This window comes from Paenarthrobacter sp. MSM-2-10-13, assembly GCF_011605365.1.
GTDB lineage: Bacteria > Actinomycetota > Actinomycetes > Actinomycetales > Micrococcaceae > Arthrobacter.
Map to the genome: position 1 here is coordinate 390,819 of NZ_JAAOXO010000003.1, position 24,920 is coordinate 415,738.

General features: G+C 63.2%; 22 protein-coding genes and 2 riboswitches. Of the genes, 9 read left to right on the forward strand and 13 right to left on the reverse strand.

The window, feature by feature from the left end:
* The 8 genes from HAV21_RS10095 to HAV21_RS10130 form a co-directional block, all read right to left on the reverse strand.
* Entirely contained in the window at positions 1-2,307 is a 2,307-nt protein-coding gene (locus HAV21_RS10095; RefSeq protein WP_208096537.1) for an FdhF/YdeP family oxidoreductase, read from the reverse strand.
* A gap of 51 nt (positions 2,308-2,358) precedes the next feature.
* Positions 2,359-3,717: a molybdopterin molybdotransferase MoeA gene (locus HAV21_RS10100; RefSeq protein WP_166841592.1), complete on the reverse strand. Its 1,359-nt coding sequence runs from the start codon at positions 3,715-3,717 to the stop codon at positions 2,359-2,361.
* Positions 3,714-4,637 carry a DUF6457 domain-containing protein gene (locus HAV21_RS10105; protein WP_166841593.1) on the reverse strand — a complete coding sequence of 308 codons (924 nt, stop codon included), beginning with the start codon at positions 4,635-4,637 and terminating at the stop codon, positions 3,714-3,716. Before HAV21_RS10105 ends, HAV21_RS10100 begins: the two co-directional genes overlap by 4 nt.
* Before the next feature lie 42 nt (positions 4,638-4,679).
* On the reverse strand, positions 4,680-5,180 hold the full coding sequence (locus HAV21_RS10110) for an HNH endonuclease (RefSeq protein WP_166841594.1): 501 nt from the start codon (positions 5,178-5,180) through the stop codon (positions 4,680-4,682).
* 216 nt (positions 5,181-5,396) lie between these two features.
* The gene (locus HAV21_RS10115; protein WP_166841595.1) at positions 5,397-6,194 is read right to left on the reverse strand and encodes an NlpC/P60 family protein; all 798 of its coding nucleotides are present in this window, start codon (positions 6,192-6,194) and stop codon (positions 5,397-5,399) included.
* 98 nt (positions 6,195-6,292) lie between these two features.
* Entirely contained in the window at positions 6,293-7,036 is a 744-nt protein-coding gene (locus HAV21_RS10120; RefSeq protein ID WP_238703480.1) for a C40 family peptidase, read from the reverse strand.
* Positions 7,037-7,040: 4 nt separating this feature from the next.
* Positions 7,041-7,209, reverse strand: a riboswitch (cyclic di-AMP (ydaO/yuaA leader).
* 138 nt (positions 7,210-7,347) lie between these two features.
* Positions 7,348-8,184, reverse strand: coding sequence for a M23 family metallopeptidase (locus HAV21_RS10125; RefSeq protein ID WP_166841596.1), 837 nt, complete (start codon positions 8,182-8,184; stop codon positions 7,348-7,350).
* Positions 8,185-8,188: 4 nt separating this feature from the next.
* A riboswitch (cyclic di-AMP (ydaO/yuaA leader) is annotated at positions 8,189-8,430 on the reverse strand.
* Between the two features lie 181 nt (positions 8,431-8,611).
* The gene (locus tag HAV21_RS10130; protein WP_142940086.1) at positions 8,612-9,307 is read right to left on the reverse strand and encodes a metal-dependent transcriptional regulator; all 696 of its coding nucleotides are present in this window, start codon (positions 9,305-9,307) and stop codon (positions 8,612-8,614) included.
* 293 nt (positions 9,308-9,600) lie between these two features.
* On the opposite strand from HAV21_RS10130, the gene serC reads away from it, so the two are divergent.
* Positions 9,601-10,731, forward strand: a complete 1,131-nt coding sequence (gene serC, locus HAV21_RS10135; protein ID WP_166841597.1) for a phosphoserine transaminase — start codon at positions 9,601-9,603, stop codon at positions 10,729-10,731.
* Between the two features lie 81 nt (positions 10,732-10,812).
* On the opposite strand, the gene HAV21_RS10140 is transcribed toward serC, so the two are convergent.
* The 3 genes from HAV21_RS10140 to HAV21_RS10150 are packed head-to-tail and all read right to left on the reverse strand — an operon-like array spanning position 10,813 to position 13,115.
* Entirely contained in the window at positions 10,813-12,120 is a 1,308-nt protein-coding gene (locus HAV21_RS10140; RefSeq protein ID WP_166841598.1) for an MFS transporter, read from the reverse strand.
* A gap of 43 nt (positions 12,121-12,163) precedes the next feature.
* Positions 12,164-12,724, reverse strand: a complete 561-nt coding sequence (locus HAV21_RS10145) for a DUF3027 domain-containing protein (protein ID WP_142940089.1) — start codon at positions 12,722-12,724, stop codon at positions 12,164-12,166.
* A 7-nt stretch (positions 12,725-12,731) separates the two neighbouring features.
* Positions 12,732-13,115 (reverse strand): cold shock domain-containing protein, encoded by a 384-nt coding sequence (locus tag HAV21_RS10150; RefSeq protein WP_026543217.1) that lies wholly within the window; start codon positions 13,113-13,115, stop codon positions 12,732-12,734.
* A 260-nt stretch (positions 13,116-13,375) separates the two neighbouring features.
* Here HAV21_RS10150 and HAV21_RS10155 point away from each other — a divergent pair, with 260 nt between their 5' ends.
* The 5 genes from HAV21_RS10155 (at position 13,376) to HAV21_RS10175 (ending at position 20,614) form a co-directional block, all read left to right on the forward strand.
* Entirely contained in the window at positions 13,376-13,591 is a 216-nt protein-coding gene (locus HAV21_RS10155) for a hypothetical protein (RefSeq protein ID WP_166841599.1), read from the forward strand.
* A gap of 53 nt (positions 13,592-13,644) precedes the next feature.
* Positions 13,645-16,110 (forward strand): helicase-associated domain-containing protein, encoded by a 2,466-nt coding sequence (locus tag HAV21_RS10160; RefSeq protein ID WP_166841600.1) that lies wholly within the window; start codon positions 13,645-13,647, stop codon positions 16,108-16,110.
* 13 nt (positions 16,111-16,123) lie between these two features.
* The gene (locus HAV21_RS10165; RefSeq protein ID WP_166841601.1) at positions 16,124-17,782 is read left to right on the forward strand and encodes a DNA repair helicase XPB; all 1,659 of its coding nucleotides are present in this window, start codon (positions 16,124-16,126) and stop codon (positions 17,780-17,782) included.
* Positions 17,783-17,992: 210 nt separating this feature from the next.
* Positions 17,993-18,466 carry a hypothetical protein gene (locus HAV21_RS10170; protein WP_166841602.1) on the forward strand — a complete coding sequence of 158 codons (474 nt, stop codon included), beginning with the start codon at positions 17,993-17,995 and terminating at the stop codon, positions 18,464-18,466.
* 12 nt (positions 18,467-18,478) lie between these two features.
* Complete coding sequence (locus tag HAV21_RS10175) at positions 18,479-20,614, forward strand: multicopper oxidase family protein (protein ID WP_166841603.1); 2,136 nt, start codon at positions 18,479-18,481, stop codon at positions 20,612-20,614.
* 42 nt (positions 20,615-20,656) lie between these two features.
* On the opposite strand, the gene HAV21_RS10180 is transcribed toward HAV21_RS10175, so the two are convergent.
* Positions 20,657-20,878, reverse strand: coding sequence for a hypothetical protein (locus HAV21_RS10180; protein ID WP_142940095.1), 222 nt, complete (start codon positions 20,876-20,878; stop codon positions 20,657-20,659).
* Between the two features lie 68 nt (positions 20,879-20,946).
* On the reverse strand, positions 20,947-21,918 hold the full coding sequence (locus HAV21_RS10185) for a LysR family transcriptional regulator ArgP (RefSeq protein WP_166841604.1): 972 nt from the start codon (positions 21,916-21,918) through the stop codon (positions 20,947-20,949).
* A gap of 68 nt (positions 21,919-21,986) precedes the next feature.
* On the opposite strand from HAV21_RS10185, the gene HAV21_RS10190 reads away from it, so the two are divergent.
* The 3 genes from HAV21_RS10190 (at position 21,987) to HAV21_RS10200 (ending at position 24,878) form a co-directional block, all read left to right on the forward strand.
* Positions 21,987-22,622 carry a LysE family transporter gene (locus HAV21_RS10190; protein ID WP_166841605.1) on the forward strand — a complete coding sequence of 212 codons (636 nt, stop codon included), beginning with the start codon at positions 21,987-21,989 and terminating at the stop codon, positions 22,620-22,622.
* A 78-nt stretch (positions 22,623-22,700) separates the two neighbouring features.
* Positions 22,701-23,411 carry a response regulator transcription factor gene (locus tag HAV21_RS10195; RefSeq protein WP_024819794.1) on the forward strand — a complete coding sequence of 237 codons (711 nt, stop codon included), beginning with the start codon at positions 22,701-22,703 and terminating at the stop codon, positions 23,409-23,411.
* A 3-nt stretch (positions 23,412-23,414) separates the two neighbouring features.
* Positions 23,415-24,878 carry a HAMP domain-containing sensor histidine kinase gene (locus tag HAV21_RS10200; RefSeq protein ID WP_166841606.1) on the forward strand — a complete coding sequence of 488 codons (1,464 nt, stop codon included), beginning with the start codon at positions 23,415-23,417 and terminating at the stop codon, positions 24,876-24,878.
* Positions 24,879-24,920 lie beyond the last annotated feature (42 nt).

Below are 24,920 nucleotides of genomic sequence, written 5' to 3' on the forward strand. Positions count from 1 at the left end.
TCAGGATCCGTTCTCCTCATGCTGGATAAAGCGCACGGTCATGGCTTTGTACCCGGGGGTGTTGGATTCCCGTGCCACCAGTTCGCGATGCACCAGGGCGTTGGCCTCCGGGAAATACGCTGCGGCACAGCCCTTGGCCGTGGGGTACCCGATCAGCCGGAACTTGTTGGCACGCCGTTCAGTTCCCGCGAAGGTGGAGATGACGTCCACCAGGTCCCTGTCCTCGAAGCCAAGTTCCAACAGGTCATCCGGGTGGACCAGGATTACACGACGCCCCTCCGAGACGCCCCGGTAGCGGTCATCCAAACCGTAGAAGGTGGTGTTGTATTGATCGTGGCTGCGAACCGTCTGGAGAATCAGGTGGCCCGCCGGCGCTTCAAGGTACTCCAGGGGCCGCACGGAGAAACGTCCTTTGCCGATGTCCGTGGCGAAGGTGCGGGTATCGCGCGGCGGGTTGGGTAGGACGAAGCCATTCTTGGTTCGAACCCGGGCGTTGAAGTCCTCAAAGCCGGGGATGACGCGTGAGATGTGGTCCCGGATGACGTCGTAGTCCTCGGCCATGGCACGCCAGTCCACACTATGGTTGTCCCCCAGCGTTGCTTGCGCCATGCGTGCCACGATCACCGGTTCGCTCAGCAGGTGCTCGGACACGGGCTCCAGCCGCCCCTGTGTTTTGTGGATGACGGACATGGAGTCCTCCACGGAGAGGAATTGTTTGCCCTTGGGGTGCTTGTCGTCTGTATCCGTCCGGCCCAGCGTGGGCAGGATCAGGGACGTTTTGCCGTGCACCACGTGGGCGCGGTTGGGCTTGGTGGAAATGTGGACCGTCAGTCCGGCTTTCTTCAAGCCTTGCTCCAAGGCAGCCGTGTCCGAACCCGCGGCTGCGAAGTTTCCGCCCATGGAGACGAAAACGTCCACCTCGCCCTTTTCCAGGGCGTGCTGGGTTTCCACGGAGTCATAGCCATGATCCCGGGGCATGTGGAAGCCGAATTCGGCATCCAGCGCGGCAAGGAAGGATTCCTTGGGTTTCTCCCAGATGCCCATGGTGCGGTCGCCTTGGACGTTCGAGTGGCCCCGCACGGGGCAGGCACCGGCTCCACGTTTGCCGAAGTTGCCCTGGAGCAGAAGGAGGTTAATGATCTCCCGGAGTGTATCCACCGAGTGCGGCTGCTGGGTCAAACCAAGGGCCCAGCAGATGATGGTTGCCTTCGAGGCCGCCAACATCGAAGCCGCCTTGGTAATCTCCTCCCGGCTCAGCCCTGTTGCCCGCTCCGTTTCGTCCCAGTCCAGAACCGAACGGGCTTCCTGGTAGGCGGCGAAACCTTCGGTCTGCCCGGCTATGAAGGAATGGTCGACGACGGTCCCCGGGTTCCGTTTCTCTTCCTCCAGGAGCAGGTGGCCGAGCGCCTGGAAGAGGGCGAGGTCGCCGCCGACCTTGATCTGCAGGAACTCATCGGCAATGGTGGTCCCACCGCCAATCATTCCGTTGAGGGACTGGGGGTCCTTGAAGTTCAGGAGGCCGGCTTCGGGAAGCGGGTTGACCGCAATGATTTTGCCGCCGTTGTTCTTGCAGTCGCGGAGGGCGGAGAGCATGCGCGGATGGTTGGTTCCGGGGTTTTGGCCCACTACCAGGACCAGCTCCGCGTGGTGGATGTCCTCCAACGACACAGTGCCTTTTCCGATCCCGATGGTGGGGTTGAGGGCACTACCGGATGACTCATGGCACATGTTGGAGCAGTCGGGGAGGTTGTTGGTTCCGAGGCTTCGGGCAAACAGCTGGTACATGAACGCGGTCTCGTTGGCCGTCCTGCCGGAGGTGTAGAACACGCACTTATCCGGGGTTGTGGCGTTGATGTGTTCGCCGATCAAGGCAAAGGCGTCGGCCCATGTGATGGCCGAATAGTGGGTGTCACCCGGTTTGATGACCACAGGCTCGGACAATCTTCCCTGGCTCCCCAGCCAGTACTCTGTTTTGTCTTCAAGTTCTGCCAGGGAATGCCTGGCCCAGAATTCGGCACCGACTGTCCTGGTGGTGCTCTCTTCGGCGATCGCCTTGGCACCGTTTTCGCAAAACTCTGCGGGACTGCGTTTGCCCGTGATTGATTCCGGCCACGCACAGCCCGGACAATCGAACCCGTCATGCTGGTTGACCCTGAGCATGGAACGGACCGTGCGGCCCACGCCGGCCTGGGCATAACCTCGTTCGAGGGCAACTGTGACAGCTTTGAGGCCTGCCGCGGCTTGTTTGGGCGGGTGGATCTGCAGGTCATCTTCATTGATGTCCTGTTCGGGAGCATGCCTGTTCATGTGTCCATCATTGCACTTTGTCAGCAGAGCCAAACCCCTTCATGACGCGCCTCAGGTGTCCAACGCACTCCAGTCCACGGGGCCGGAAGGAGCCTTCCTTTGTTGCCGAGGCACGGCTTTGCGGCTCTTCTCTTCCGGCGCCTTCGGCACGGGAAGCGCTTTTCCCCAGGGTACGGCGAAGGCGGGCACCGCTTCGCCCAGCTGGACACCATGCGGCGGCACCACCATGACCCCGTCGGCGCCGGCCAGGCCACGCATCATTCCAGGGCCTGCATGATTGGCTGGCGACGCCAACCCATACACCAGCTTGAACGGCATCAGGCGGGTGCGGCCGGGCTCGGCATCAAGGGTGGTGCCACAGGGAACCTCGCCCACCTCCTCCAAACGGCCATGGCCCAAGGCCGCCAGCAGCGGTCCACCCACGGTGAACAAAGCCATCATGGCCGCCAGCGGATTTCCAGGCAGGCCCACCACAAACCGACCATCGGGCAACTCTGCCAACACCGCCGGATGTCCGGGACGCATGGCGATCCCATCAATCAGCAAATTCCCGCCAAGTTCAGCTACGGCTTTGCGTAGGTGGTCCGTTCCAGAGCGTCCCGTGCCGCCCGTGGTAATAACGACGTCGGCAGGAGGTTCCGCTTCACCGAAGTGGTCCCCGGGTCCCGGCTCGTCCAGCGTTGGCTCGGTGTCCTGGAGTGCGTCGATCCACTCCTCATAGCTGTCACCCACCCTGAGCTGCTCCCCGGCAATGCCGCCCAAAAGCTCCACCACGGCGCCCAGCTGCGGACCGAAGGTGTCCCTGACCTGGCCGGGCAAGGGAACACCGTGAGCCACTACTTCCGAGCCCGTCAGGAGGAAACGGACCAAGGGTTTTCCGAGCACCACAAGATGGTCCAGGCCCGCAAGCGCTGCCAAGGCAATGTGGGCCGGATTCAGCACCGTACCGGCTTTGAGCAGAACGTCACCCTCAGCGGCCTCTTCCGCAGCCTTTCGGATATGTTGGCCGTTGCGGGGCTCCCCCGGTTTGGCGCTGCCTCCCAGCGCAAGAACCGGCAGGCCATCCTCGTCAGTAGTTATCACGCCGCTTTCACTGCGCAGTACTGCCTTGGCACCGGGCGGAATAAGCCCGCCCGTAACTATGGGACTGGCCTGGTGCGGCGCAAGCCTCTGCCCCGGTTCGCTGAGGATCCACGGACCGCTGCCGTTAACGGCCCATCCATCCATGGCGGAAGACGCATAATGGGGCATGTCCTGCACAGCCAGGGCATCCGAAGCCAGGGTGCGCCCGAGCGCTGAGCTGAGCGGCACGGGGCCCGACGGAATGGGTGTGGCGACGTCGAACGCACGCTGCCGGGCCTCATGCCATGTGTGCGCCGCGTGATGGCCCTCGTTGGGGGCCTCCGTCATTCCGGGCCGGTCCCGGACTCCGAGTACTCACGGGCAATTTTGCGGGCCAGTTCCAAGGCAGCGTTCATGGACGCGTCATCGCTGGCTTGGCCGATTCCGCGGGCCATTCCGGCCGCGTAACCTGCAATAAACGTGGTCAGGGGTGCGGCGGGGCGCACCACGGAATGTGCTGCTACTCCAGCCACCGCGAGGACCTCGTTGATGTCCACTTCCACGCCCTCAAGCTCGAATGCCTGAAGCAGTGTCCGGCACCATTCCTCGAGCGTCTCTTCCTGGCTCTTCACGTCCGCCTCCAACTCGTAGTCAATGCCCAAGGCCGCAGCGTCCTCCCATGTATCCACGTCATCGGTGGACCCAGCGGGGACTTCTACGTCCAGCACGTTCAGCCTAGCAAGCAGGCGGAACACTGATGAGTTCGTTAACCCGGAACCTCCCGAAGCTACGGCCACTTCCCTTTCCAGGGCCTCTGTACTGTAGGCCCCCAGAAGTGGCTGCTTCCGGCCGTCGGCAGAGACGGCCATGGCTCCTTCCATTCCGGGACTGGACTCAAGAGCTGCCCAAAGGAGCTCAACACCGCGGGATGCATGCGGCATATCGCAGGCAAGCACCAGCGTCCATGGAGTGCTCCTACCGCCATTCTTCAGCGCGCTCAAGCCGGCCGCGATGGCAGCTGCCGGCCCTGCGAATACAGGTTCTTCGCGTGTCCGCAGAACAGCGTCCGGTAGATGCCCGGCGGTTCCTGGCTCGCCGCCGCCTGAGCCGGGCTCATCCGGCCCCACCACAACAACCGCCGAAGCACCCCGGGCAGCCTGAAGTGCGAGCGAAAGGAGGGCGTCGCCGTCGTACTTCAACCATGGCTTGGGCACGCCGCCGAGGCGGGTGGCCCTGCCACCCGCCAAAATCACGGCGTTGAACTCCATCCGCCCAGACTACCCGGGCGGCCGGAGGTCAGCAGAAATCGATCAGGCAGCGGATTCCGGCAAAAGGAACGGGTCCCAGTCCGGCGCAGGTTTCTCGAGTTCTTTGATCTGCCACATGGTTCCATGGGGCACCCCGGGTTTGAAACGGAGCTTCCAACCCATTTCAGCCAGTGTGTGGTCGCTTTTGGCGTTGTTGCATTTCAAGCACGCCGCAACCAGGTTTTCCCAGGAATCCGCGCCGCCCCTGGATTTGGGGTGGACGTGGTCTATGGTGTGGGCTGTTTTGCCGCAATAGGCGCACCGGTGACCGTCGCGGCGAAGCACCCCGCGGCGGCTCACGGCGGTGACCTTGTTGTACTTGGGACGGATGTAGCGGTTAAGGAGAATCACGGACGGGCGTCCAAGAATTTCCTGTGGCCCGACGACAGGCTCGTCGCCTTCGGCCACTACGCTAGCTTTCCCAGTGAGCACAAGGACCAGCGCCCGGCGGAATGTTATTACCGCCAGCGGTTCATATCCAGCATTCAGAACGAGTGTGCGCATGCACGTACCTCTTCACGGCCGCACCCGTCAGGGGCACGAGGGCCGGCTGCCCTCTGCATGTACGGGCTGTGGATCGACAACATAAGGGTAAGCACTTATATGCCGTATCAACGAATTTTTCTGTCGTTTCGCTCACAGTGTCGGCAAGAGTTCATGCGCGGTTAAAGCAGAACACCCCGCCGGCCGGAGCCTGCGGGGTGTTCTGAAGAAAGTGAATCAGCCGTTGACGCGGATGAAAACCGGGCCGGAACCGACGTTGACGCTGAACAGTGCCGTGGTGGATCCGTTCCATCCACCGTGAACTGCCTGACCGTTGCCCACGTATACAGCGATGTGCGCCTGTCCGGCCAAACCACCGTTTGCATAGTAGGCGAGGTCGCCCGGCTGGGCTTCTGCTGCACTGACCGTGCGGCCCAAGGAGAGGTAACCTGCAGGCCAGTCGTGGAAGTTGATTCCCACGGCCGCAAGGGAGTTGGTCACCAGCATGGTGCAGTCCTGGGTGACGCCGAGCTGGGCGTAAGCAGCTGCAGCGATGGCTGCGCCGAGTCCGCTGGAAGCCGCCGGAGCTGCTGGAGCGGGGGTTGAGTTGCTGACGGCCACGGTGGCGTTGGCTGCAGGAGCGGCCTTGGCGGCAACCGCAGGTGCTTCCGTGGCTTCAACCTTTGCTTCAACCTTGGCCGGCGCTTCTTCCACCACAACGGGAGCCGGAGCTTCCACGGTGGTGACCACGGGACGCTCGTAAGAGATAGCCACAGTGGAGTCGGCCGCGATGGTGGCCTGCACTACGGACTGGACGTCCAATGTGGACGTGGAGGTCGACTCACGATCAACGTTGGTCTCGGCTGCGTTGGCCGCGATGCCGCTGGTCAGGACCAGGCCTGAAGCTGCGGCGATCACTGCTGCCTGGCGGCCAACGCCACCGGCGTTGGAGCTGACAGCCTTGGCAATGACGGCAAGCGAGCTGGTCTTGGGGGCCTCAGCGCGGTGCCGTGCAAGCTTGTTTGCACTGGTCATGATTTTCTCTTTTCGTATCCGAGCGCCGTTGGGTGCACACGGGTAGCGGGTAGGACCGGCATTGCGGGCATGCCGGCCCACCCCGAGCCGGATTGTTTCTAGCGGAGGGTGTAGAACGAGGAGGTGCCGGTGGACGCTACGGAGTGCAGCAGCGTTCCCTGGCCGGGGTTCAAAGCGCTGATCATCATGCCATTGCCGACGTAGATGCCCACATGGGCTCCGCCGTTCTGCATGACGAGGTCGCCGGGAGAAGGAGTGCTGGTGGGCGTCATAGCCGTCCAGGCGTTCACGCGGGGGATGCTGATGCCTGCCTGGGCGTAGACCCACTGGGTGAAGCCGGAGCAGTCCCAGCCGTTAGGTGTTGTTCCGCCCCAAACGTACGGGGAGCCGATGCCGGTGTAGGCAATAGCAGCAAGGCCGGAAGCAGCTGCGCTGGCAGCCGGGTCCTTGGCCTCGGAGGACTTAGCCGTCACGGCTTCAGGGGCTTCGTCCGTGGTGGCCGTTGCTCGTTCGGTAACCTGCGCTGCGCGCTGGACTACCTTGGGGGCTTCCTTGGTGGCCACGGTGGGGCTCTCGAAGGAAACGGTGGCTGTTGGCTCTGCGGTAACCACTGCCGTTACAACCAGCTGCTGGGTGCTGGAGGCTTCAGTCTTGGAAACATCGGCGTCGGCTGCCTGTGCGGGCAATCCGACGGTGAGGACGAGGCCTGAGGCTGCGGCCAGAACGATGGCCTGACGGCTCATGGTTCCGGCGTTGGTGGATACAGCCTTGGAAAGCGTGTTCAACGGGTTCGTGCGAACCGTTTGGGCGCGATGGCGCGCAGGGGTAGTGCGTGATGACACGTAGGTAGCCTCTCCCAATGCCTGCGAGGTGAGCTGTCGGATTCGGATGGGAGTCATCCGGCCGCGCCGCTTCCAAGGAAGTTTTGCGACTTAACCCCAAGGCCTTCTCACGAAGACCAGAAGTGGTTCCCCCGCCCCTGCCAGACGATTTATGCGAACGGACCTTGAGAGGTGGCAGAGCTAGGCAATCCACTCAAGTGCACCGGCCCCCTAAAAAGCCGATGCGCTCTGTACGCTACAACAGTTGAACGCAAATGTCACATTCAGGTCACGGGATGTCCCGCACATGCGAGAGGCGACCATCAGATTGGTTAGAGCCAGCCCATGGGGTCTACTACTTCACCGTTGACCTGAACCTCGAAGTGGAGGTGGCAGCCGGTTGAAGCGCCCGTGGTGCCGCTCAGCGCGACGGTATCGCCACGGTTGACGGTTTGTCCCACCTGGACGGTGAAGGACGACAGGTGGTTGTACGTGGTCTCGAGGCCGTTGCCGTGGTCGATAACCACACGGTTGCCTCCGCCATATTCGTGCCATCCGGCGAAAGTGACCTTGCCGGTTGCTGCTGCGTGGACAGCGGTGCCGCACTGGGCAACGAAGTCCTGGCCCCGGTGGAAGTCGCCGGCGCCGCCCGTGAGGGGGCTGACACGGTAGCCGAAGGGCGATGCCGTGGTAAGTGTGTCAAGGGGGCTGGCCATGGTGCCAACGGATGACGCGCGCTGGATGCTTCCGGCCGACTGGGCGCTGAGCAGTTGCTTCAACTTCCCATCGGGGTCAGCGGCAGTGGCGACTGCGGCTCGGCTGAAGTCGATCTTTGCCGACGCTGCCGCGGAAACCTCGGGCTGGCTGCCCGCGGGGGCTGCGACGGCGAGGGCGGACTCGGTCTGGCCCGATTCCGAGGTGGCCATGACCGGGCTGGTGGCCGGCAGGCCGACAGTCAGGGCAAGCCCGGTGGCGGCAAGCGCAACACCGGCCTTCTGCCCGACGCCGCTGGCAGCGGCGAAGTCGGCAACCTGGCGCAGGGGGCTCTTACGGCGGCGCACTTGACGCTCGGTGGCGCGGGGCCGGATCTCCGTGACGACGGTGGCTGGCCGCAGCTCAGCAGCGGGGCCGGACGCGCGGCGGCGACCCCTGACGTTCTGCGATGTCAAACTCTGTTCCTCTCTCAAAAGCCTGCGAAGTTAGCTGTCGGATTCGGGTCAGAGAGTACAAAGACCCGGTCCGCGCGAGGCGCTCACGGCACACAGGTATCCCAAGAGGGACTTGTATACGTGGGCACTTCTGCTGCGGACTTCACCCCAAGGCTGCTTCTTTAGACAGCCGCTTGTGGTTCCCCCGCCTCTGCCAGTGGTGGGTGACACACCTGGTCCGCTGGCAGAGCTCGGCTCCGGATCAGGTAACGCTTTGGTATCAGCGCTAGTAAATAACTATAGGGGATTAAGGCCTTCGGTAATAAATTCGTTATCAACAGGAACGCACTCAGCGCGGAAGGCCTTTATCATCTTTTTCGGAAAACCGCAGGTCACGCGCGCTAAAAAGTGACAGAAGTGAGGTTTGACACGGCGCTGCCGGCGACACTCAGTTGAGGGATACGAAGACGTGCGCAGCCACCTCGGGCGGCAGCTCCAAAGCGCCTTCGATGCCCGGAACACGGACGGAGATGTACTCGCCGACGCGCTCCAGCGAGACACTTGCGCCGGGACGGATTCCGCCTTCGTCCAATTGGGTCAGGAGCTCCGGCTCAACCTGGATGGGCTCCGCGAGGCGGCTGACCACCACGCGGGTAGCGGCGGCATATCCGTCCATTGCCTGGAGCAGGTTGACATCCAGCCGAGGGAAGGGCTGGCTGGCAAGGCCGCCAAGCGCTTCAAGTCCGGGGATGGGGTTGCCGTAGGGAGACTCCGTGGGGTGTTCCAAGAGCTCGTAGAGCCGACGCTCCACACGCTCGCTCATGACGTGCTCCCAGCGGCACGCTTCATCATGGACGTAGGCCCAATCGAGCCCAATGACGTCGGCCAGCAGGCGCTCCGCGAGGCGGTGCTTGCGCATGACTTCGGTGGCGCGCTTCCGGCCCGCTTCCGTCAGTTCCAGGTGGCGGTCGTTGGACACAATCACCAGGCCATCGCGCTCCATGCGTCCGATGGTCTGGGAAACAGTGGGGCCGGAGTGCCGCAGGCGCTCGGCGATGCGGGCCCGCAGGGCCACAATGTTTTCTTCTTCAAGCTCCAAAATGGTCCGAAGATACATCTCAGTGGTATCGATCAGATCCGTCATCCAGCTCAGCTCTCCTCGAACGCAGTTCCTTGCGTAATCTCCACCGTACCGCGTCCCTGGCAAGGGCGGACGGTGTGCACCGCCGCCCCCTGAACGCCAACCCCCAGCCTAGCTTATTTGGAATTACTCTGGATAATTCCGGTCGCATTCGGTGGGACCGCATTCCACGTGGCGGACTATGACGGTGGCAGGTTCCTGAGGCCGGGCCGTGTCAGGCAGAATTGGGGTGTCGAAGGGGCAGTTGATGCCCCATGCCACCTCCCATCTCTAGCCGACACCCATTGGAGCGCCACGTGAGCGACAACAGCATCACCATTCCCGCCGACCTTCTGCCCAAGGACGGACGCTTCGGCGCTGGACCGTCCAAGGTTCGCCCGGAACAGATCGAGGCGTTGTCTGCAGCATCGTCCACCATCCTGGGTACCTCCCACCGCCAGGCTCCGGTCAAGAACCTGGTGGGTTCGGTCCGTGAAGGACTCAGCCAGTTCTTCCGCGCTCCGGAAGGTTACGAGGTTGTCCTCGGCGTAGGCGGCTCAACGGCGTTCTGGGATGTGGCGGCGTTTGGCCTGGTGGAGAAGAAGGCACAGCACTTGTCCTTCGGTGAGTTCGGTTCCAAGTTCGCTGCCGCCACCAACAAGGCACCCTTCCTTGATGCTTCTTCCATCATCAAGGCCGAACCCGGAACCCGCCCGGTGGCACAGGCCGAAGCCGGCGTTGACGTCTACGCTTGGCCCCAGAATGAAACGTCAACGGGCGTGGCTGCGCCCGTCAAACGCGTCCAGGGTGCTGATGAAGGCTCCCTCGTCCTGGTGGATGCCACCTCGGCGGCCGGCGGGCTGGACGTTGACGTTGCCGAATCGGACGTCTACTACTTCGCCCCGCAAAAGAACTTCGCCTCCGACGGCGGCCTCTGGCTGGGCCTCTTCTCCCCCGCAGCCCTGGAGCGTGCTGCACGCATCAAGGCCAGCGACCGCTGGATCCCGGACTTCCTGGACCTGCAGACGGCCATTGATAACTCCAAGCTGAACCAGACCTACAACACCCCGTCGCTCTCCACCCTGGTGACCCTGGACGCACAGGTGCAGTGGCTCAACAGCAACGGCGGCCTGGACTTCGCCAGCAAGCGCACGGCAGATTCTGCCAACCGCATCTACTCCTGGGCTGAGGCCTCCGAGTACGCCACGCCTTTCGTCGCAAACGCCGAGGACCGCTCCAACGTCATCGCCACCATCGACTTTGACGACTCCATTGACGCCGCGGCCATCGCCAAGGTCCTGCGCGCCAACGGCGTGGTGGACACCGAACCGTACCGTAAGCTCGGCCGCAACCAGCTCCGCATCGCCACCTTCGTCGCCATCGAGCCGGACGACGTTTCCGCGCTGCTCGCCAGCATCGACTACGTGGTGGGAGAACTGAAGAAGTAGCACCACGGGCTTTGGCCGGCGTCGTGCGGGTAGCTCCCGTACGGCGCCGCTGCCATTTAAGCCGCCGCCACTTAAGGTGCGCTACCCGCCCTGCCTGCTTGCGCCGTCGTCGTCCGTATCCGGAGGGGCAAGCTGCGACTCCACCCGGAAGTGCCGCAGTCCGCGGGCCCGGCGGTCAAAACGGAGCCGCAGTTGTTTCGCACGGATGATCCACAGCAAACCCACGACGGCGGTGCTGACGCCGGCAACCGCGGCGACGCCCACGGCCCACCGTGGGCCACCGACGTTGGCCACCAACCCCACCAGCGGTGCCCCGATGGGGGTGCCGCCCATGAAAATGGCCATGTAGAGGGACATGACCCGCCCGCGCATCACGGCCTCCGTGGTGGATTGAACGTAGCCGTTGGCGCTGGTGATAAGGGTCAGGGCGAAGAGTCCGCACGGAATCAGGGCGAGCCCGAACAGCACGGCGTTGGGTGCCAATGCGGCCAGGGCGCTGGCAAGTCCGAACCCGCCGGCGGCCCCGAAGATCAACCTGAGGCGCGGCCTGCCTCGCCGGGCGGCCAACAGCGCACCGGTCACCGAGCCAATGGCCATGACCGAGTTCAAGGCCCCAAAGGCACCCGCATCCATGCCGAATTGGGTGCCCACCATGGCTGCGATGAACAGGGGGAAATTGAGCCCGAACGTGCCCACGATGAAGATCGCCACCAGGACCACCTGGATGTCGGGCCTGTTCCTGACATACTGCAATCCCTCCCTGATCCGCCCCTTGCCCGCGGCTGCCCGGGGTTGACTGCGGAGTGAGGACGCAGGAATAAGTTTCAGTGCCCACAGCATGGCAACGAAAGACACCGTGTTGATGAGGAACACCCAGCCGGGGCCCACCACCACCGTCAGAACACCGGAAACAGCGGGGCCGATCATCCGCGCCACGTTGAAGGAGGCGCTGTTGAGCGCAACCGCGTTGGGCAGGTAATCGTCGGTGACGAGTTCGGAGACGAAAGTCTGGCGGACGGGGGCGTCCACGGCAGTGACTATTCCAAGCATGAGGGCAAAGAGGTAGACGTGCCAGAGTTCAGCGACGCCCAGCAGTACCAACACGCCCAGGCCCGTACTGAGGAGGGCCATGGCCACCAAGGTGATGAGCAGGAGCTTCCGCCGGCTGTAACGATCGGCCAGCAGCCCCGCCCACGGAGCAAGGAAAAGCTGGGGACCGAGTTGGAGTGCCAGGGTAATGCCCATGGCCCCGGCGTCGTGCGCGGTCAAGTGGTCAAAGACCAACCAGTCCTGCGCCGTCCGCTGCATCCAGGTGCCGATGTTGGAGATCAGCGCACCGAAGAACCAGATGCGGTAGTTGAGGATTCCGAGTGACCTAAAGGTGGACATCAGCGTCCGCCTTCACTGTGGTCACCCCGGGTTTCCGCAATGCCTATTCAGCCCCGGTTTCGTCGTCGTCTTCAGCGTCGTCGGAATCCTCGGCTGCCTCGGTAGCCTCGTCTTCTGCGGCCTGCACGGACTCCTCCGTGACGTCCTCAACAGTCTCTTCCACCAACGGCGTCTCATCCTCGGGACGGACGCGCTTGGCCCACGGCACCCACTCCGGGGCCAGGATGGAATCCTCTGAGGGCAGCAAACCGAGCTCGCTCACCGTTACCACCTTGGAGCGGGAGTTCCGGGTGAGCACGGCGTACCACTGCCAGCCGCCGTAGCCGGCGAGGCGGGACTCGAACAGGTGGGTCACCACACGGTCGCCCTCCGACTTGGCGCCAAGGTGCGCCCCCACTTCACCCGGGCTGGCGATGCCTTCAACTGCAACACGAGCAGCATCGACGGCGGCAGCCAGGAACGCGTCAGGCTTGCCGGTGCGCCACACGGGTAACCCGGTGCGCGGTTTGGCCGCGACAGGCTTCCGCGCGGGGGCTTCCCCGTTTCCAGGAGCCTGGGCAGCTTCAGGGCCGGCCTTGGTGTCCTGTGCGGATTCCGAAGTCATGGCGTTCCTAAGCTTCCAGCTCGTCGGCAACCTTGCGCAGGGCCAGGCTGATGGCCTTTGCCTTGTTGCCGTCGGGGTACTTGCCTGAAGACAAGGAGCCGGAGAGGTTATCCAGTACCGTCACCAGGTCCTGCACCATGGGTGCAAGGTCCTTGGCGTTCATGCGCTTGGCTTTGGCGATGGAGGGCGTTTTCTCCAGGACGCGCAGTCCCAGCGCCTGGGCGCCACGGCGGCCGTCGGCAACGCCGAACTCCACCCGGGTTCCGGCTTTGAGCTCAGTTACGCCCGCGGGCAGGGACGTTTTGGGCAGGAATACTTCCTGCCCGTCTTCTGCCGCGAGGAATCCGAAGCCTTTTTCCTTGTCATACCACTTGACCTTGCCGGTAGGCACGTAATCAACCTTCTTCGTTCTTGCTTTGGGAGACACGTCGGGCCAATCACCGCATCCGCAGGGATCTGCGGGATCGAGGGTGACAGCCCGGTCCGTGTTGGTCTGTTCCTTCAAGGTTATCCTGCCGGACCCCCTATTCCCGCTTTGCCGCGACCACGCAGCACCGGAACAAGACACAGGCAGTACGCGAACAGGACAAGAGCGGCAGCAATGGTGCGGACAGAAGTCACCGCTGCGGCCTAACTGCTAGCGTTGTGCCCATGACTTTCCCGGGTTACCGCCGCCCCCTCATGATCATCGCCGCCGTCATTGCAGTCCTCTCCCTGGCCGCAGTGGGCACGGTCATGGCTGTGGCTTTTAATGAGGGAGTTGCGCCGGTGTGGGTAACCGGGACGGCCCTTTACGGACTGCCCGTGGCCTTCATGCTCGGCATATTCCTGGTAGTTGACTCCGTTCGCCAGCGGCGCCGGCAATAACCTGCGCCCCCGCTGACAGGCACCAGCGGCCCCGTAGCGGTAACGTTGGATTGATGTCCCTTATTCGCGCGCTCAGCAAGGAATTGGAAGCGCGCAGCGACGATTCGCTGCGGGCCTTGTTTGCCGCGCGGCCGGACCTGATCTCCCCCATGGCGCCCGACTTTGCGGCCCTGGCTGCGAGGGCGAGCGCCCGGGTCAGTGTCCAACGGGCCCTGGAACGCCTGAACAAACCGGAAATGCAGGTGCTGGAGACGCTGCACCTGTGTACCAATGCCGATACCGGCCACAGTATTTCCGCGGCCGGGCTGAAGAAGGTCATTGCCGGTTCCACCCTTTCGGCACTGGATCCCATCCTCGCAAAGCTGCAGGAACTGGCACTGGTCCACAGGGCGGATCCGCCCACCGGGTCACCAGCAACCTCGTCCCGTCAGCGCTTTTATCTTCCGGTGGGCAGCCTCAAGGACGTGATTGGCATCTACCCGGCGGGACTCGGGCGCAGCTACACCGAACTTGTCCGGTTACAACCGGCCTTTGCCCAGCGGGTAGTGCAGTTGGTGGCCGAGCTTCATCAAAGCGGCGCTGGCATCCACCCCGCCAGCACTCCCATGGACGCTGCGTTGGCATTGCAACGCTGGACATCCACCCCTGAGAATCTGCGCGCCATCCTTGCGACGGCGCCGGCGCGGACTGTGGGCTTGTTGGACAAATTCGGCAGCTGGGCCATGGGCGCAGTGCCCCAAGCGCAGCGCCGGGCCTCGGTCACCCACGAAAGTCACGACGTCGGCCCTATCGACTGGCTGTTGGCCCGCGGTTTGCTGGTCCCCCTGGATGCCGGCCACGTGGAGCTGCCCCACAGCGTGGGTCTTGCGTTGCGCGGAGGTGCGATCGTGGACGACTTCACGCTGACGCCACCTGTTCCGGAACTCGGCCATACCAGTGCTGCCCTGCGACGGAATGCGGCCATGGGGGCGATCGCGGAAATCCTGCGGCTGACTGCTGAGCTGTTGTTCGCGGTGCGGGAACAACCCCTGGCGACGCTGCGAAGCGGCGGTGTGGGTGTGCGCGAGTTGCGACGATTGGCCGAATCCATCCGCTTGGGTGTCCATGAAACGGCCGTCCTCCTGGAGTTGTGCGCCATGGCGGGATTGCTCCGTTTGGACGTGGACAGTTCCACGTGGGTCCAGCCGCCATCGCTCGAATGGCTCAACCTTCCCCGGCAGGAACAGTGGTTGTGGCTGGTCAATGCCTGGCTGGCCAGCGAGAGGGCACCTTCCCTGGTGGGGCAGCCCCTCACCGGCCCGACGTCGTCGGCCGCCCATCAAGGCACGGCCGGTACCACCATCAACGCTTTGTCCGCGGAAGCGCAACGGCCCGACGCCCCTGTTGTTCGCCGTCGGGTCCTTGAAATTCTCAATGAGCTCACAGCCGAAGCGGCCGCACCGGATGGCAAAGCGCCTGTTTTGGACGCCAGGGCTGTACTGCAGCGGGCCGAGTGGTCCCAGCCGCGGATGTCCCGCCGGTTCAGTTCACTGGTCCGAGGCATCCTTGAGGAAGCCACGCTTCTGGGCCTGATGGGATCAGGGGCGTTAACCCAATTGGGTGCGGCCATTGCCGATGCCCAGCCGGAAAAAGCCCTGACCATCCTTGGTGAGCATTTACCGGCCGCCGTGAACCATATTCTCCTCCAAGCCGATCTCACAGCAGTGGCGCCCGGGTACCTCGCGCCGGAGTTGGGCGATACGCTGCTGCTGATGGCCGACGCCGAGGGCCAGGGTCCGGCGTCGATCTATCGGTTCTCGGCCACCTCCATCCGGAGGGCCTTGGACGCCGGACAGGATGCGGAATCGCTGTTGGCGTTCCTCCGCGAGCATTCGGCCACGGACGTGCCCCAACCTTTGGAGTACCTTATCCAGGACACCGCTTCCCGGCACGGCCGCCTCCGAATCGGAACGAGTGCCAGCTTCATCCAGAGCGACGACGAGACCGCCATTACCGATCTTCTCCGCGAAGCAAGGACGTCGGCTTTGAGCTTGGTGCGCATCGCACCCACTGTCCTGACCTCCTCTGCCAGCCCGCGAGAGACTGCGCGCGTCCTTCGCGAGCTGGGACTATCGCCTGCAGTGCAGGAGGCCGAGACCGCCGTCGTGCGTTTCAAGCGAACCACGGCGCTGCCTGGCAGCGCCCGTCCGGTCTACACTGCGCCCCGAACGGCGCCGCCGGATGACGACGTGGAGGCACAGCTTTCGGTGCTGCGCCAACACCGTGCCGTCCCGGCCGAAACCACCGGCGAGGCGTCCACCCAGCTCGGCCTGGAGACCCTGCAAACGGCTATCCGGCTCAAACAGGCGGTCATCATGAACGTGGTGGACAGCTTGGGGAATGCCAACACTGAAACCGTTGTTCCTGTATCTGTCTCAGGTGGGCGTGTGAGGGTGTTCGATCCCGCCAAGGACACCGAACGGGTGTTGTCCATCCACCGGATCATCGATGTGGAACCCGCAGGAGAGCTGCGCTCATGAAAAGGACTCAACAGTGACCGACGGTCCGCTGATCGTACAAAGTGACAAGACCATCCTCTTGGAAGTCGATCACGAGCTCGCCACCGAGGCCCGGCATGCAATCGCCGCCTTCGCCGAGTTGGAGCGCGCCCCGGAACACATGCACAGCTACCGGCTGACGCCGCTGGGTCTCTGGAACGCCCGGGCTGCAGGGCTGGATGCGGAGCAGGTGCTCGATACCCTTCTGAAGTACTCCCGTTTTCCTGTCCCGCACTCCCTGCTGATCGATATCGAAGAGACCATGTCCCGCTACGGCCGGCTACGGCTTGAAAAGGACGCCCAGCACGGACTGGTGATGCGCACCGATGACTACCCGGTGCTGGAGGAAGTCATCCGTGCAAAAAAGATTGCTCCCCTGCTGGGGCCCAGGATCGACGGCGAAACCGTGGTGGTGCACTCTTCCCAGCGCGGACAGTTGAAGCAGCTGCTCCTCAAACTGGGCTGGCCCGCGGAGGACCTGGCCGGCTACGTCGATGGGCAACCGCACCTCATCATGCTGGACGAAAGCGGCTGGCAGCTGCGCCCTTATCAGAAGTTGGCCACGGAGAACTTCTGGGCCGGCGGCAGCGGCGTCGTCGTGCTTCCCTGCGGGGCGGGAAAGACGTTGGTAGGCGCGGCAGCGATGGCTACATCCTCCACCACCACGCTCATCCTGGTCACCAATACCGTCTCCGCCCGGCAGTGGAAGGACGAACTGCTCAAGCGGACATCACTGACCGAAGACGAAATCGGCGAATACTCCGGTGCAATCAAGGAAGTCCGGCCGGTCACCATTGCCACCTACCAGGTCCTCACCACCAAGCGCGGTGGACTCTATCCGCACCTGGAACTCGTGGACGGGCACGACTGGGGACTCATTATCTATGACGAAGTCCACCTGCTGCCCGCCCCGATTTTCCGGATGACCGCCGACCTCCAGGCCCGGCGTCGGCTAGGCCTCACAGCAACGCTGGTGCGGGAGGATGGGCGCGAAGGCGAGGTCTTCAGCCTGATCGGTCCCAAACGTTACGACGCACCATGGAAGGACATCGAGGCGCAGGGTTACATCGCGCCCGCCGACTGTGTTGAAGTCCGGGTAGACCTCCCCCGCGACGAACGGGTGGCCTATGCGATGGCCGACGATGCCGACAAATACCGGCTCTGCGCCACCTCGGAAACCAAAACCACACTGGTTGAAGAGCTCGTGGCAGTCCACAAGGGTGAACAGTTGCTGGTGATCGGCCAATACATTGACCAACTGGACGAGATCGCCGAGCGGTTGGACGCTCCCCTGATCAAGGGCGAAACCAGCGTCAAGGCACGGCAGAAGCTTTTTGATGCTTTCCGCAAAGGTGAGATTCACACGTTGGTGGTGTCCAAGGTGGCCAACTTCTCCATCGACCTGCCTGAGGCGTCGGTCGCCATCCAGGTCTCAGGTTCCTTTGGCTCACGGCAGGAAGAAGCCCAACGGTTGGGACGCCTCCTGCGTCCCAAGCAAGATGGCCGCGCAGCCCGGTTCTACTCCTTGGTTGCACGGGACACGCTGGACCAGGATTTCGCGGCAAAGCGCCAAAGGTTCCTGGCTGAGCAGGGCTACGCCTACAGAATCATGGACGCCAAAGACGTGGGCAAGGACGTTGGGCAGGAGCAGTAGGAAGCCAGCCGGAACAATGTTTTCCCACGCCTCTTGCTATTCATTTCCATCAACTTTACGATTCCTAGAGAAGCTCTCCGCCCTTAATGGTTGCCCCTGGTCCAGGCAGCCTGGCGGCCAGCCATCGGCGGTGGGGGAATCCCGCAGCCAGGGAGCCGATGGTTCGAAGGCCTTGAAGAATCTGTGAATTGATTACCAGAGGATTCCCCAATGCGTAAAGCCCTCTTGGTCCTCTCCGCGATTGTCCTGCTGTCAGCACTCGCACAGCTGTTCTTCGCCGGATACTTCCACTTCCAAAACACCATCGAAGCCCAGCGTGAAGCCGGCGTCTACCATGCCGTGAACGGCCAATATGTGCTTCGGTACTCAGCTTTGCTGGCCGCGATCGTAGCAGCCATTGCCAAGGCGGGGTCCCGCACCATCTGGCTGGCGGCAGGTATTTTCCTGCTGACATGGCTTCAGCTGATCATCTTTATTGTCGGCGGCATGTTGACCGGATCCTCCCCGGAGTTCATCACTCCTTCGGGCTCGTGGGTGGTTTCCATCCACCCGATCGTCGGCGTGATGATGATCTTCATGTCCTATTGGTTGTTCAAGCGCGCACAAGCTGCCGCCCTCAACCCTCAACCCTTGCCTCCCAAGGCTGCATCTTCGGATGCTTCCACGTCCCCCAGCACAGCCTAAGCACCGGCAGCTGTGAACACCTCGCAGCTGCTGGCAGTAGATCTGCTGCTGTCTTTCGTGTCGGCCGGCGCCTGGATCGGCGCGGCGTGGATGAGCGCGTCCTTGAAGGACAAGTCCCGCCGGACTGACCTTGCATTGCTCCTATTGGGTACAGCCGTCGCAGTGACAGTGGGACGGTACGCATTGCTTCCCGCTTTGGTGGCGGGCAGTTGGTGGTTTGCCAGCGAACGCATAACCATCAACGTGCCTCTGACCGCCATCCCCGCGGCTTGGGCCGCGGCGGCCGGTGTTCCGTTCTTGCTGAGGAGGCGGAACACCGGCTCCAAACCTGTCACACCAGATCCTGGACGATCCCGCGAATGGGCCGTCCTGGCCATAGTGGCTGCTGCCGCTTCCGCCGTGGCATCGCTGGCGCTGACGTTCGTCCTGGGGCCATTCCCCTCTCTTTGGAGCCTAGCGGTGGTGCTGTTCATGGTGGCGGCATCTGTGCTGACCGCCAAGCTCGCACTGTTTCCTCAGACAGGACAGGTCCCACCGCGGTCCGGCGCAGCTCACGGCGGCGGCGCTTCTGCCGTTGTCCGGCGGCCGACGGCGGCTGCCGCGGTGGCCGGGCTCATGATCTGTACCGCTTTGGGATCGGGGGTCTTTGCCTGGCTTGGGAGCCGGTCGGTGGACGGCGCCACCATCACCGCCGCCGTCGGACATCACAGCAGTGCTGGCGTTGCGATGAAGGATCCGACGCCGGTGACCAGCCTGGTGGGCGATGCCTTCGCGGACGCTGTGGTCCGGCGCTACGAACTGACGGCGCGAATGGAACAGGTAACGCTTCCATCCGGACAGACCACGGAGGCCTGGACGTATGGCAGCCTCCCCGGGCCGGCCTTGGAAGCCCAACTGGGAGAAGTGATGGAGGTGGTGCTCCATAACCGCGATGTGGCTGCGGGGGTGACGTTGCACTGGCACGGGTACGACGTCCCCAACGCCATGGACGGGGTGGCAGGGGCTACCCAGAACGCCGTCATGCCCGGAGGGTCCATGACGTATCGCTTCGCCGCCGCCCAAACCGGCACCTACTGGTACCACACCCACCAGGATTCCGCCGAAGGGGTCCGCAAGGGCCTCTATGGCACGTTCGTCGTGCACCACCCCACATCCCCCCGGGCCGATACGGACATTGTGGTGGCGGGGCACGACCTCAGCGGTCTGGGGTTGCTGGGCTCCTCAGACCGCACCACCGTGCATACGGCCACACCTGGTTCGAGTGTGCGGATTCGTCTGATCAACACCGATTCCGTGCAGCAGCGGTACCTGATTCAAGGCGTGGCCTTCAAGGCCGTAGCCGTGGACGGATCCGAAGTGAACCAGCCCCAGGAAGTGACCGGCAAACTGGTACGCCTTGGCGCCGGTGGTCGGGTGGACGTCGCCTTCACCATGCCCGCCTCGCCCGTCACCGTGCGTTCGGACGCAGCAGCCAGCGGCGTCGTGGTCATTGCTCCGCCAGGTTCAGCAGACGCAGATTCCCAGGAACTGGCTCGGGAGAAGGCGCCGGCAGGGGTCTTCACCACCATGCCTGTGCTCGACCTTCTGGAATATGGCAAACCGCTGGATAGGGTTGAATCGCTGGATAGGGTCGAACCGCTGGATGGGGTCGAACCGCTGGATGGGGTCGAACCGCTGGATAGGAGCCGTGATGGCTCTGGACCCGTCCGTCCCATCACGCGGGAAGAAGTGATGGTGCTGGACCGGCAATTCCGATTTGTCGACGGGATTCCCCGGTACGCCTTCACCGTGAACGGGGCAGCGTATCCGCTGGTTCCGTCCATTGAAGTGGCTGAGGGCGACACCGTGAAAGTGACGGTAGTGAACCGCACCTCAGAGCCACATCCGATGCACCCGCACGGTCACCACGTGCAGGTCCTCAGCAGGAACGGCGTGGTCCCCAGCGGGTCACCACTCAACCTGGACACCGTGGACGTGCTGCCGGGCGAAGTGTGGGAACTACTACTCCATGCTGACAACCCTGGGATCTGGATAGATCATTGCCACAATCTGGACCACGCTGCCGAAGGAATGATGATGCTTCTGAAGTACCAAGGCGTGTCATCGCCGTTCGTGCACGGCGGCCAATCACACAACCGGCCTGAGTAAACGGACGGCCTGAGTAAACGGACGGCCTGAGAGGGGTGAACCTTAGGCGACCATTCTGCTGGTGACCTCAATCTTTACGTGATCCACCACGGCCCAGCCGTCCTCATCGCGGAGTTGGGCACTGGCGAACCGTTCGGCTGCGGCCAGGTCGTCAAAATCCTCGCGCCTAATACGGCCCGAATCGGTATCCAGATACGTCACATGGAACTCGACGTCCCTGGTGCGGTTCTGGTGGATGCTTGCGGGAGCTGCTGTGTTTGCCATGTTTTAAGTGTGGAACGGGGCACTGACATTATAGGAAGCATCCGCAGGCGTGTTGGGATTTCGTGGATTCAGGGCTTGGCCAGGTACTGGCCGGACACCTCACGGACCGTGTCGCTCAGGACGTCCAATACCCTTGACGCCGTCTTCCACCGTTGCCAGTAGAGCGGCACATCGAAGGGTCGGTCCGGGGCGAGTTCGATGAGCCGTCCGTCGGCGATGTCAGGCCCGCATTGAACTTCCGGGATCAAGCCCCAACCAAGGCCCAAACGGATCGCGTCGCCGAAGTCCTGGGAAGCCGGGACGTAATGCCGGGGTCCTTTCCGGTCCGGAACCGCGCCGCCCTCAGCTTTGAACGCCGACTGCACAAACGCCCACTGATAGGTGTCCTTGCGATCGAAGTCCACAGTGGGCGCCGCATTGAGTGCGGCTCCGTCCACGTGGCTGCGCGGGTGCTTGTCCGGGTGCTTGTCCGGGTGCTTGTCCAAACCCTTTTCACCTTTCTGGAACCACCGTTCCACGAACTGCGGGGCTGCAACCGCGCGGTAGCGCATCACGCCAAGACTCTCTACGCGGCACCCTTGCACGGGCTCTGGAGTTGCCGTCACGGCGGCCATCACTTTCCCGGAGCGAAGCAAGGATGTGGAGTGCTGCTCATCATCCCTGTGGAGGTCGAAGGTGACGTTGAGGTCCTCAGGCACGTGGGCCAGCGCTTGCAGGAACCACACCGCCAAGGAATCCGCGTTGACCACAATGGGTACAGCCAACTGGGCCCTGTCCCCATCCAGCCCTAGTTCGCGTCCGGCATCAGCTTCCAGTTGCGCTACCTGCCTCGCCAGACGAAGGACCACTTCGCCCGCTTCCGTGGCCTGGGCAGGGTTGCTGCGTTGAAGCAAGACCCTCCCGGCCGACTGTTCGAGTGCCTTCAGCCGTTGGGAGACGGCCGACGGCGTGATGTGAAGCATCCGGGCGGCAGCATCAAGAGTGCCTTCTGAAAGGACCGTGGCGAACGTAAGGAGCTGGTCAGAAGGAAATTGCGGCATAAGAATATCTTATGCCGCATGAGAATCTTTAGCTGGCCTAAAGGTTGTTGCGCCCGTAATTTCGAAGGGTGAACTTTACTGATTTCTTCCAATCCGCGGGCCTCGGCTTGGCCACGGGGCTCGCCCTCATCGTCGCTATCGGAGCACAGAACGCCTTCGTACTCAGGCAAGGAATTCGCGGTGAGCACATTGTGCCGATCGTGGCAGTATGCGCCTTGTCCGACGCCGTCTTGATCGCAGCCGGTGTATTAGGCACGGGTGCGCTTGTTACGGCAGCCCCTGCCGCCGTCGTGGTTCTTCGCTATGTGGGCGCCGCCTTCCTGGTGACGTACGGCATTGTGGCCGCCCGGCGCGCCCTCCGTCCGCAGTCGTTGACAGCAAGTGAAGGGCGCGTCAACGACGCCGGCGCGAAGCGGGGTCTCGCTGCCGCCGTCACCACCGTCCTGGCGCTAACCTGGCTCAACCCGCACGTCTATCTGGACATAGCACTTCTGGGCTCGATAGCCAGCGCCCAGGGCGACCAGCTGCAGTGGTGGTTCGGGGCTGGCGCCATGCTGGGCAGCATCCTATGGTTCAGCTCATTGGGATTTGGAGCACGCTACCTCCGCGGCTTCTTTGCCCGGCCACTGTCCTGGCGATTCCTGGATGGCGGGATCGCCGTAACCATGGTGGCGCTGGGAGCGGGGTTGGTGCTGGGGGCCTGACCTGCCGCCCTTAGCCACGCAGGCGGCTCCCATGCGGCGTCCAGAAAACTCCCAGTTTCTGGGAGCATCATGGGTGTCATGAAAAAGAACGGTCCTGAAGCCAAGCTTCTCGTAGTCGACGACGAACCCAACATCCGCGAGCTGCTGTCCACGTCGCTGCGTTTTGCAGGCTTCGAGGTTGTTGCGGCCGCCAATGGTCGCGAAGCCCTCGCCGCGGCCGACCTCCACTCACCAGACCTGGCAGTTCTGGACGTCATGCTGCCGGACATGGACGGTTTCACGGTCACCCGTCGACTCCGCGCTGCAGGCAAGCACTTCCCGGTGCTGTTCCTCACAGCGAAGGATGACACCGAGGACAAAGTCACCGGCCTCACCGTCGGTGGCGACGACTACGTCACCAAACCCTTCAGCTTGGACGAAGTGGTGGCGCGCATCCGCGCGGTCCTTCGCCGCACCCAGCCGCTGGAAGACGACGACGCCGTGATCCGCGTGGACGATCTTGAACTCGACGACGACGCCCACGAGGTCCGTCGCGGGGGCACCGTGATCGAGCTCTCCCCCACCGAATTCAAGCTCCTGCGCTACCTCATGCTCAATCCCAACCGCGTCCTATCCAAGGCCCAGATCCTGGACCACGTGTGGGAGTACGACTTCAACGGCGATGCTTCGATCGTGGAGTCCTACATCTCCTACCTGCGCCGCAAGGTGGACATCGATCCCGATGCCGCAGCCCTCATTCAGACCAAGCGCGGCGTGGGTTACGTGCTGCGGACGGCAGAGAAGCGCTGACCCTTGCTGCTTCGCTGGAAGTCGGCGTCCCTGAGGTCCCAGCTCGTCGCCATCATCATGGGCCTGCTGCTGCTCGCCCTGGCGGCCACGGGCGCGGGAACGTTGACGCTCGTCAAGAGTTACCTGCAAGGCCAAGTGGACGACAAACTCAAAGCCGCCGTCGCCCTGGCCCAGGACCAGCAGTCTTTCGACAAGCTGGCCCAGCCCAACCCCTCAACGCCTACCGACACTGCCGTGCCCACGGACTACTCGCTAACGCTGTACGTTCCAGGTCTGGAGCCTTATCCTTTCGGCGGCAGTCAGAGTGATCGTCCGGCGATCGCCAATATCACCGCAGCTGAAGCCAAGCTTCGCGGCAACTCCCCCTTCCAAGTCAAAGGCACGGCCGGAACCAACTGGCGCGTGGTGGCCATCGGGGTCACCGCCAACGGCCAAAACGGCGTAGTGATCATCGGGCTGCCTCTCACCCCGGTGGACAAAGTGATGGAGCACGCCGTTCTGGTGGTTGTAGGCGTGGGCCTGTTGACGTTGGTCCTGGCGTTCTTCATCGCCACGTGGACCGTGGCGCGGTCCTTCCGTCCGCTTGCCAAGGTGGAGAAGACGGCTGCAGCCATCGCGGCCGGTGATCTGTCCCGCCGCGTGGAGGTGGATAACCCGCACACTGAGGTTGGCCGGCTGGGCGGTTCCCTCAATGCCATGCTTGCCCATATTGAAGCTTCCTTTGCTGCCCGCGCTGCTTCCGAGGGGCGCATGCGTCGCTTCGCAGCGGACGCCTCCCACGAGCTGCGCACCCCTTTGGTGACCATCCGTGGCTTCTCCGAGCTTTATCGTCACGGAGCATTGGCCACCAAAGAAGACGTAGCCATGGCAATGGGCAGGATTGAAAGCGAAGCCAAGCGTATGGGGTCCATGGTGGAAGACCTGTTGATGCTTGCCCGGCTTGATGAGCAGCGGCCCCTTCAACTCAAGCCAGTGGATCTCCAGCTCCTTGCCCACGATGCCGTAGTGGACACCAAGGCCTCCTCCGGAGACCGAACCATCAGGCTCACCGGGCTCGACGATGCCTCCCCCACTGCCGCGCCCGTTCAAGGTGACGAAGCCAAACTCCGGCAGGTCATTGGGAACCTGGTGGGAAATGCACTGCGGTACACCCCCGAAGGCAGCCCCATAGAACTCGCTGTCGGTGTTCGAAACACTCCGTCGGGTTCCGTTTCAGTCATCGAGATCCGCGATCACGGGCCAGGCATTCCGGAGACCGAAACGAATAAGATCTTCGAGCGCTTCTACCGTGCTGACACCTCACGGACCCGGGAAACAGGCGGCAGTGGTCTCGGCCTTGCAATTGTTGCGGCGATTGTTGGCTCGCACGGCGGTACGGTCCAGGTTGCAGAGACCGACGGCGGCGGCGCCACTTTGGTAGTCAGCCTCCCCTTCCACCAGGAATCAGCTGAGCTGTTGTCCACATAGCGACGTATGCCTGTTCTGCGGCTGCGGGCGGCTGCCTAGGCT

Coding starts and splice junctions, on each gene's coding strand:
- HAV21_RS10095 (WP_208096537.1), bottom strand. CDS start 2,307: ATGAACAGGCATGCTCCCGAACAGGACATCAATGAAGATGACCTGCAG.
- HAV21_RS10100 (WP_166841592.1), bottom strand. CDS start 3,717: ATGACGGAGGCCCCCAACGAGGGCCATCACGCGGCGCACACATGGCAT.
- HAV21_RS10105 (WP_166841593.1), bottom strand. CDS start 4,637: ATGGAGTTCAACGCCGTGATTTTGGCGGGTGGCAGGGCCACCCGCCTC.
- HAV21_RS10110 (WP_166841594.1), bottom strand. CDS start 5,180: ATGCGCACACTCGTTCTGAATGCTGGATATGAACCGCTGGCGGTAATA.
- HAV21_RS10115 (WP_166841595.1), bottom strand. CDS start 6,194: ATGACCAGTGCAAACAAGCTTGCACGGCACCGCGCTGAGGCCCCCAAG.
- HAV21_RS10130 (WP_142940086.1), bottom strand. CDS start 9,307: ATGACGGATCTGATCGATACCACTGAGATGTATCTTCGGACCATTTTG.
- HAV21_RS10140 (WP_166841598.1), bottom strand. CDS start 12,120: ATGTCCACCTTTAGGTCACTCGGAATCCTCAACTACCGCATCTGGTTC.
- HAV21_RS10145 (WP_142940089.1), bottom strand. CDS start 12,724: ATGACTTCGGAATCCGCACAGGACACCAAGGCCGGCCCTGAAGCTGCC.
- HAV21_RS10155 (WP_166841599.1), top strand. CDS start 13,376: ATGACTTTCCCGGGTTACCGCCGCCCCCTCATGATCATCGCCGCCGTC.
- HAV21_RS10160 (WP_166841600.1), top strand. CDS start 13,645: ATGTCCCTTATTCGCGCGCTCAGCAAGGAATTGGAAGCGCGCAGCGAC.
- HAV21_RS10170 (WP_166841602.1), top strand. CDS start 17,993: ATGCGTAAAGCCCTCTTGGTCCTCTCCGCGATTGTCCTGCTGTCAGCA.
- HAV21_RS10180 (WP_142940095.1), bottom strand. CDS start 20,878: ATGGCAAACACAGCAGCTCCCGCAAGCATCCACCAGAACCGCACCAGG.
- HAV21_RS10185 (WP_166841604.1), bottom strand. CDS start 21,918: ATGCCGCAATTTCCTTCTGACCAGCTCCTTACGTTCGCCACGGTCCTT.
- HAV21_RS10195 (WP_024819794.1), top strand. CDS start 22,701: ATGAAAAAGAACGGTCCTGAAGCCAAGCTTCTCGTAGTCGACGACGAA.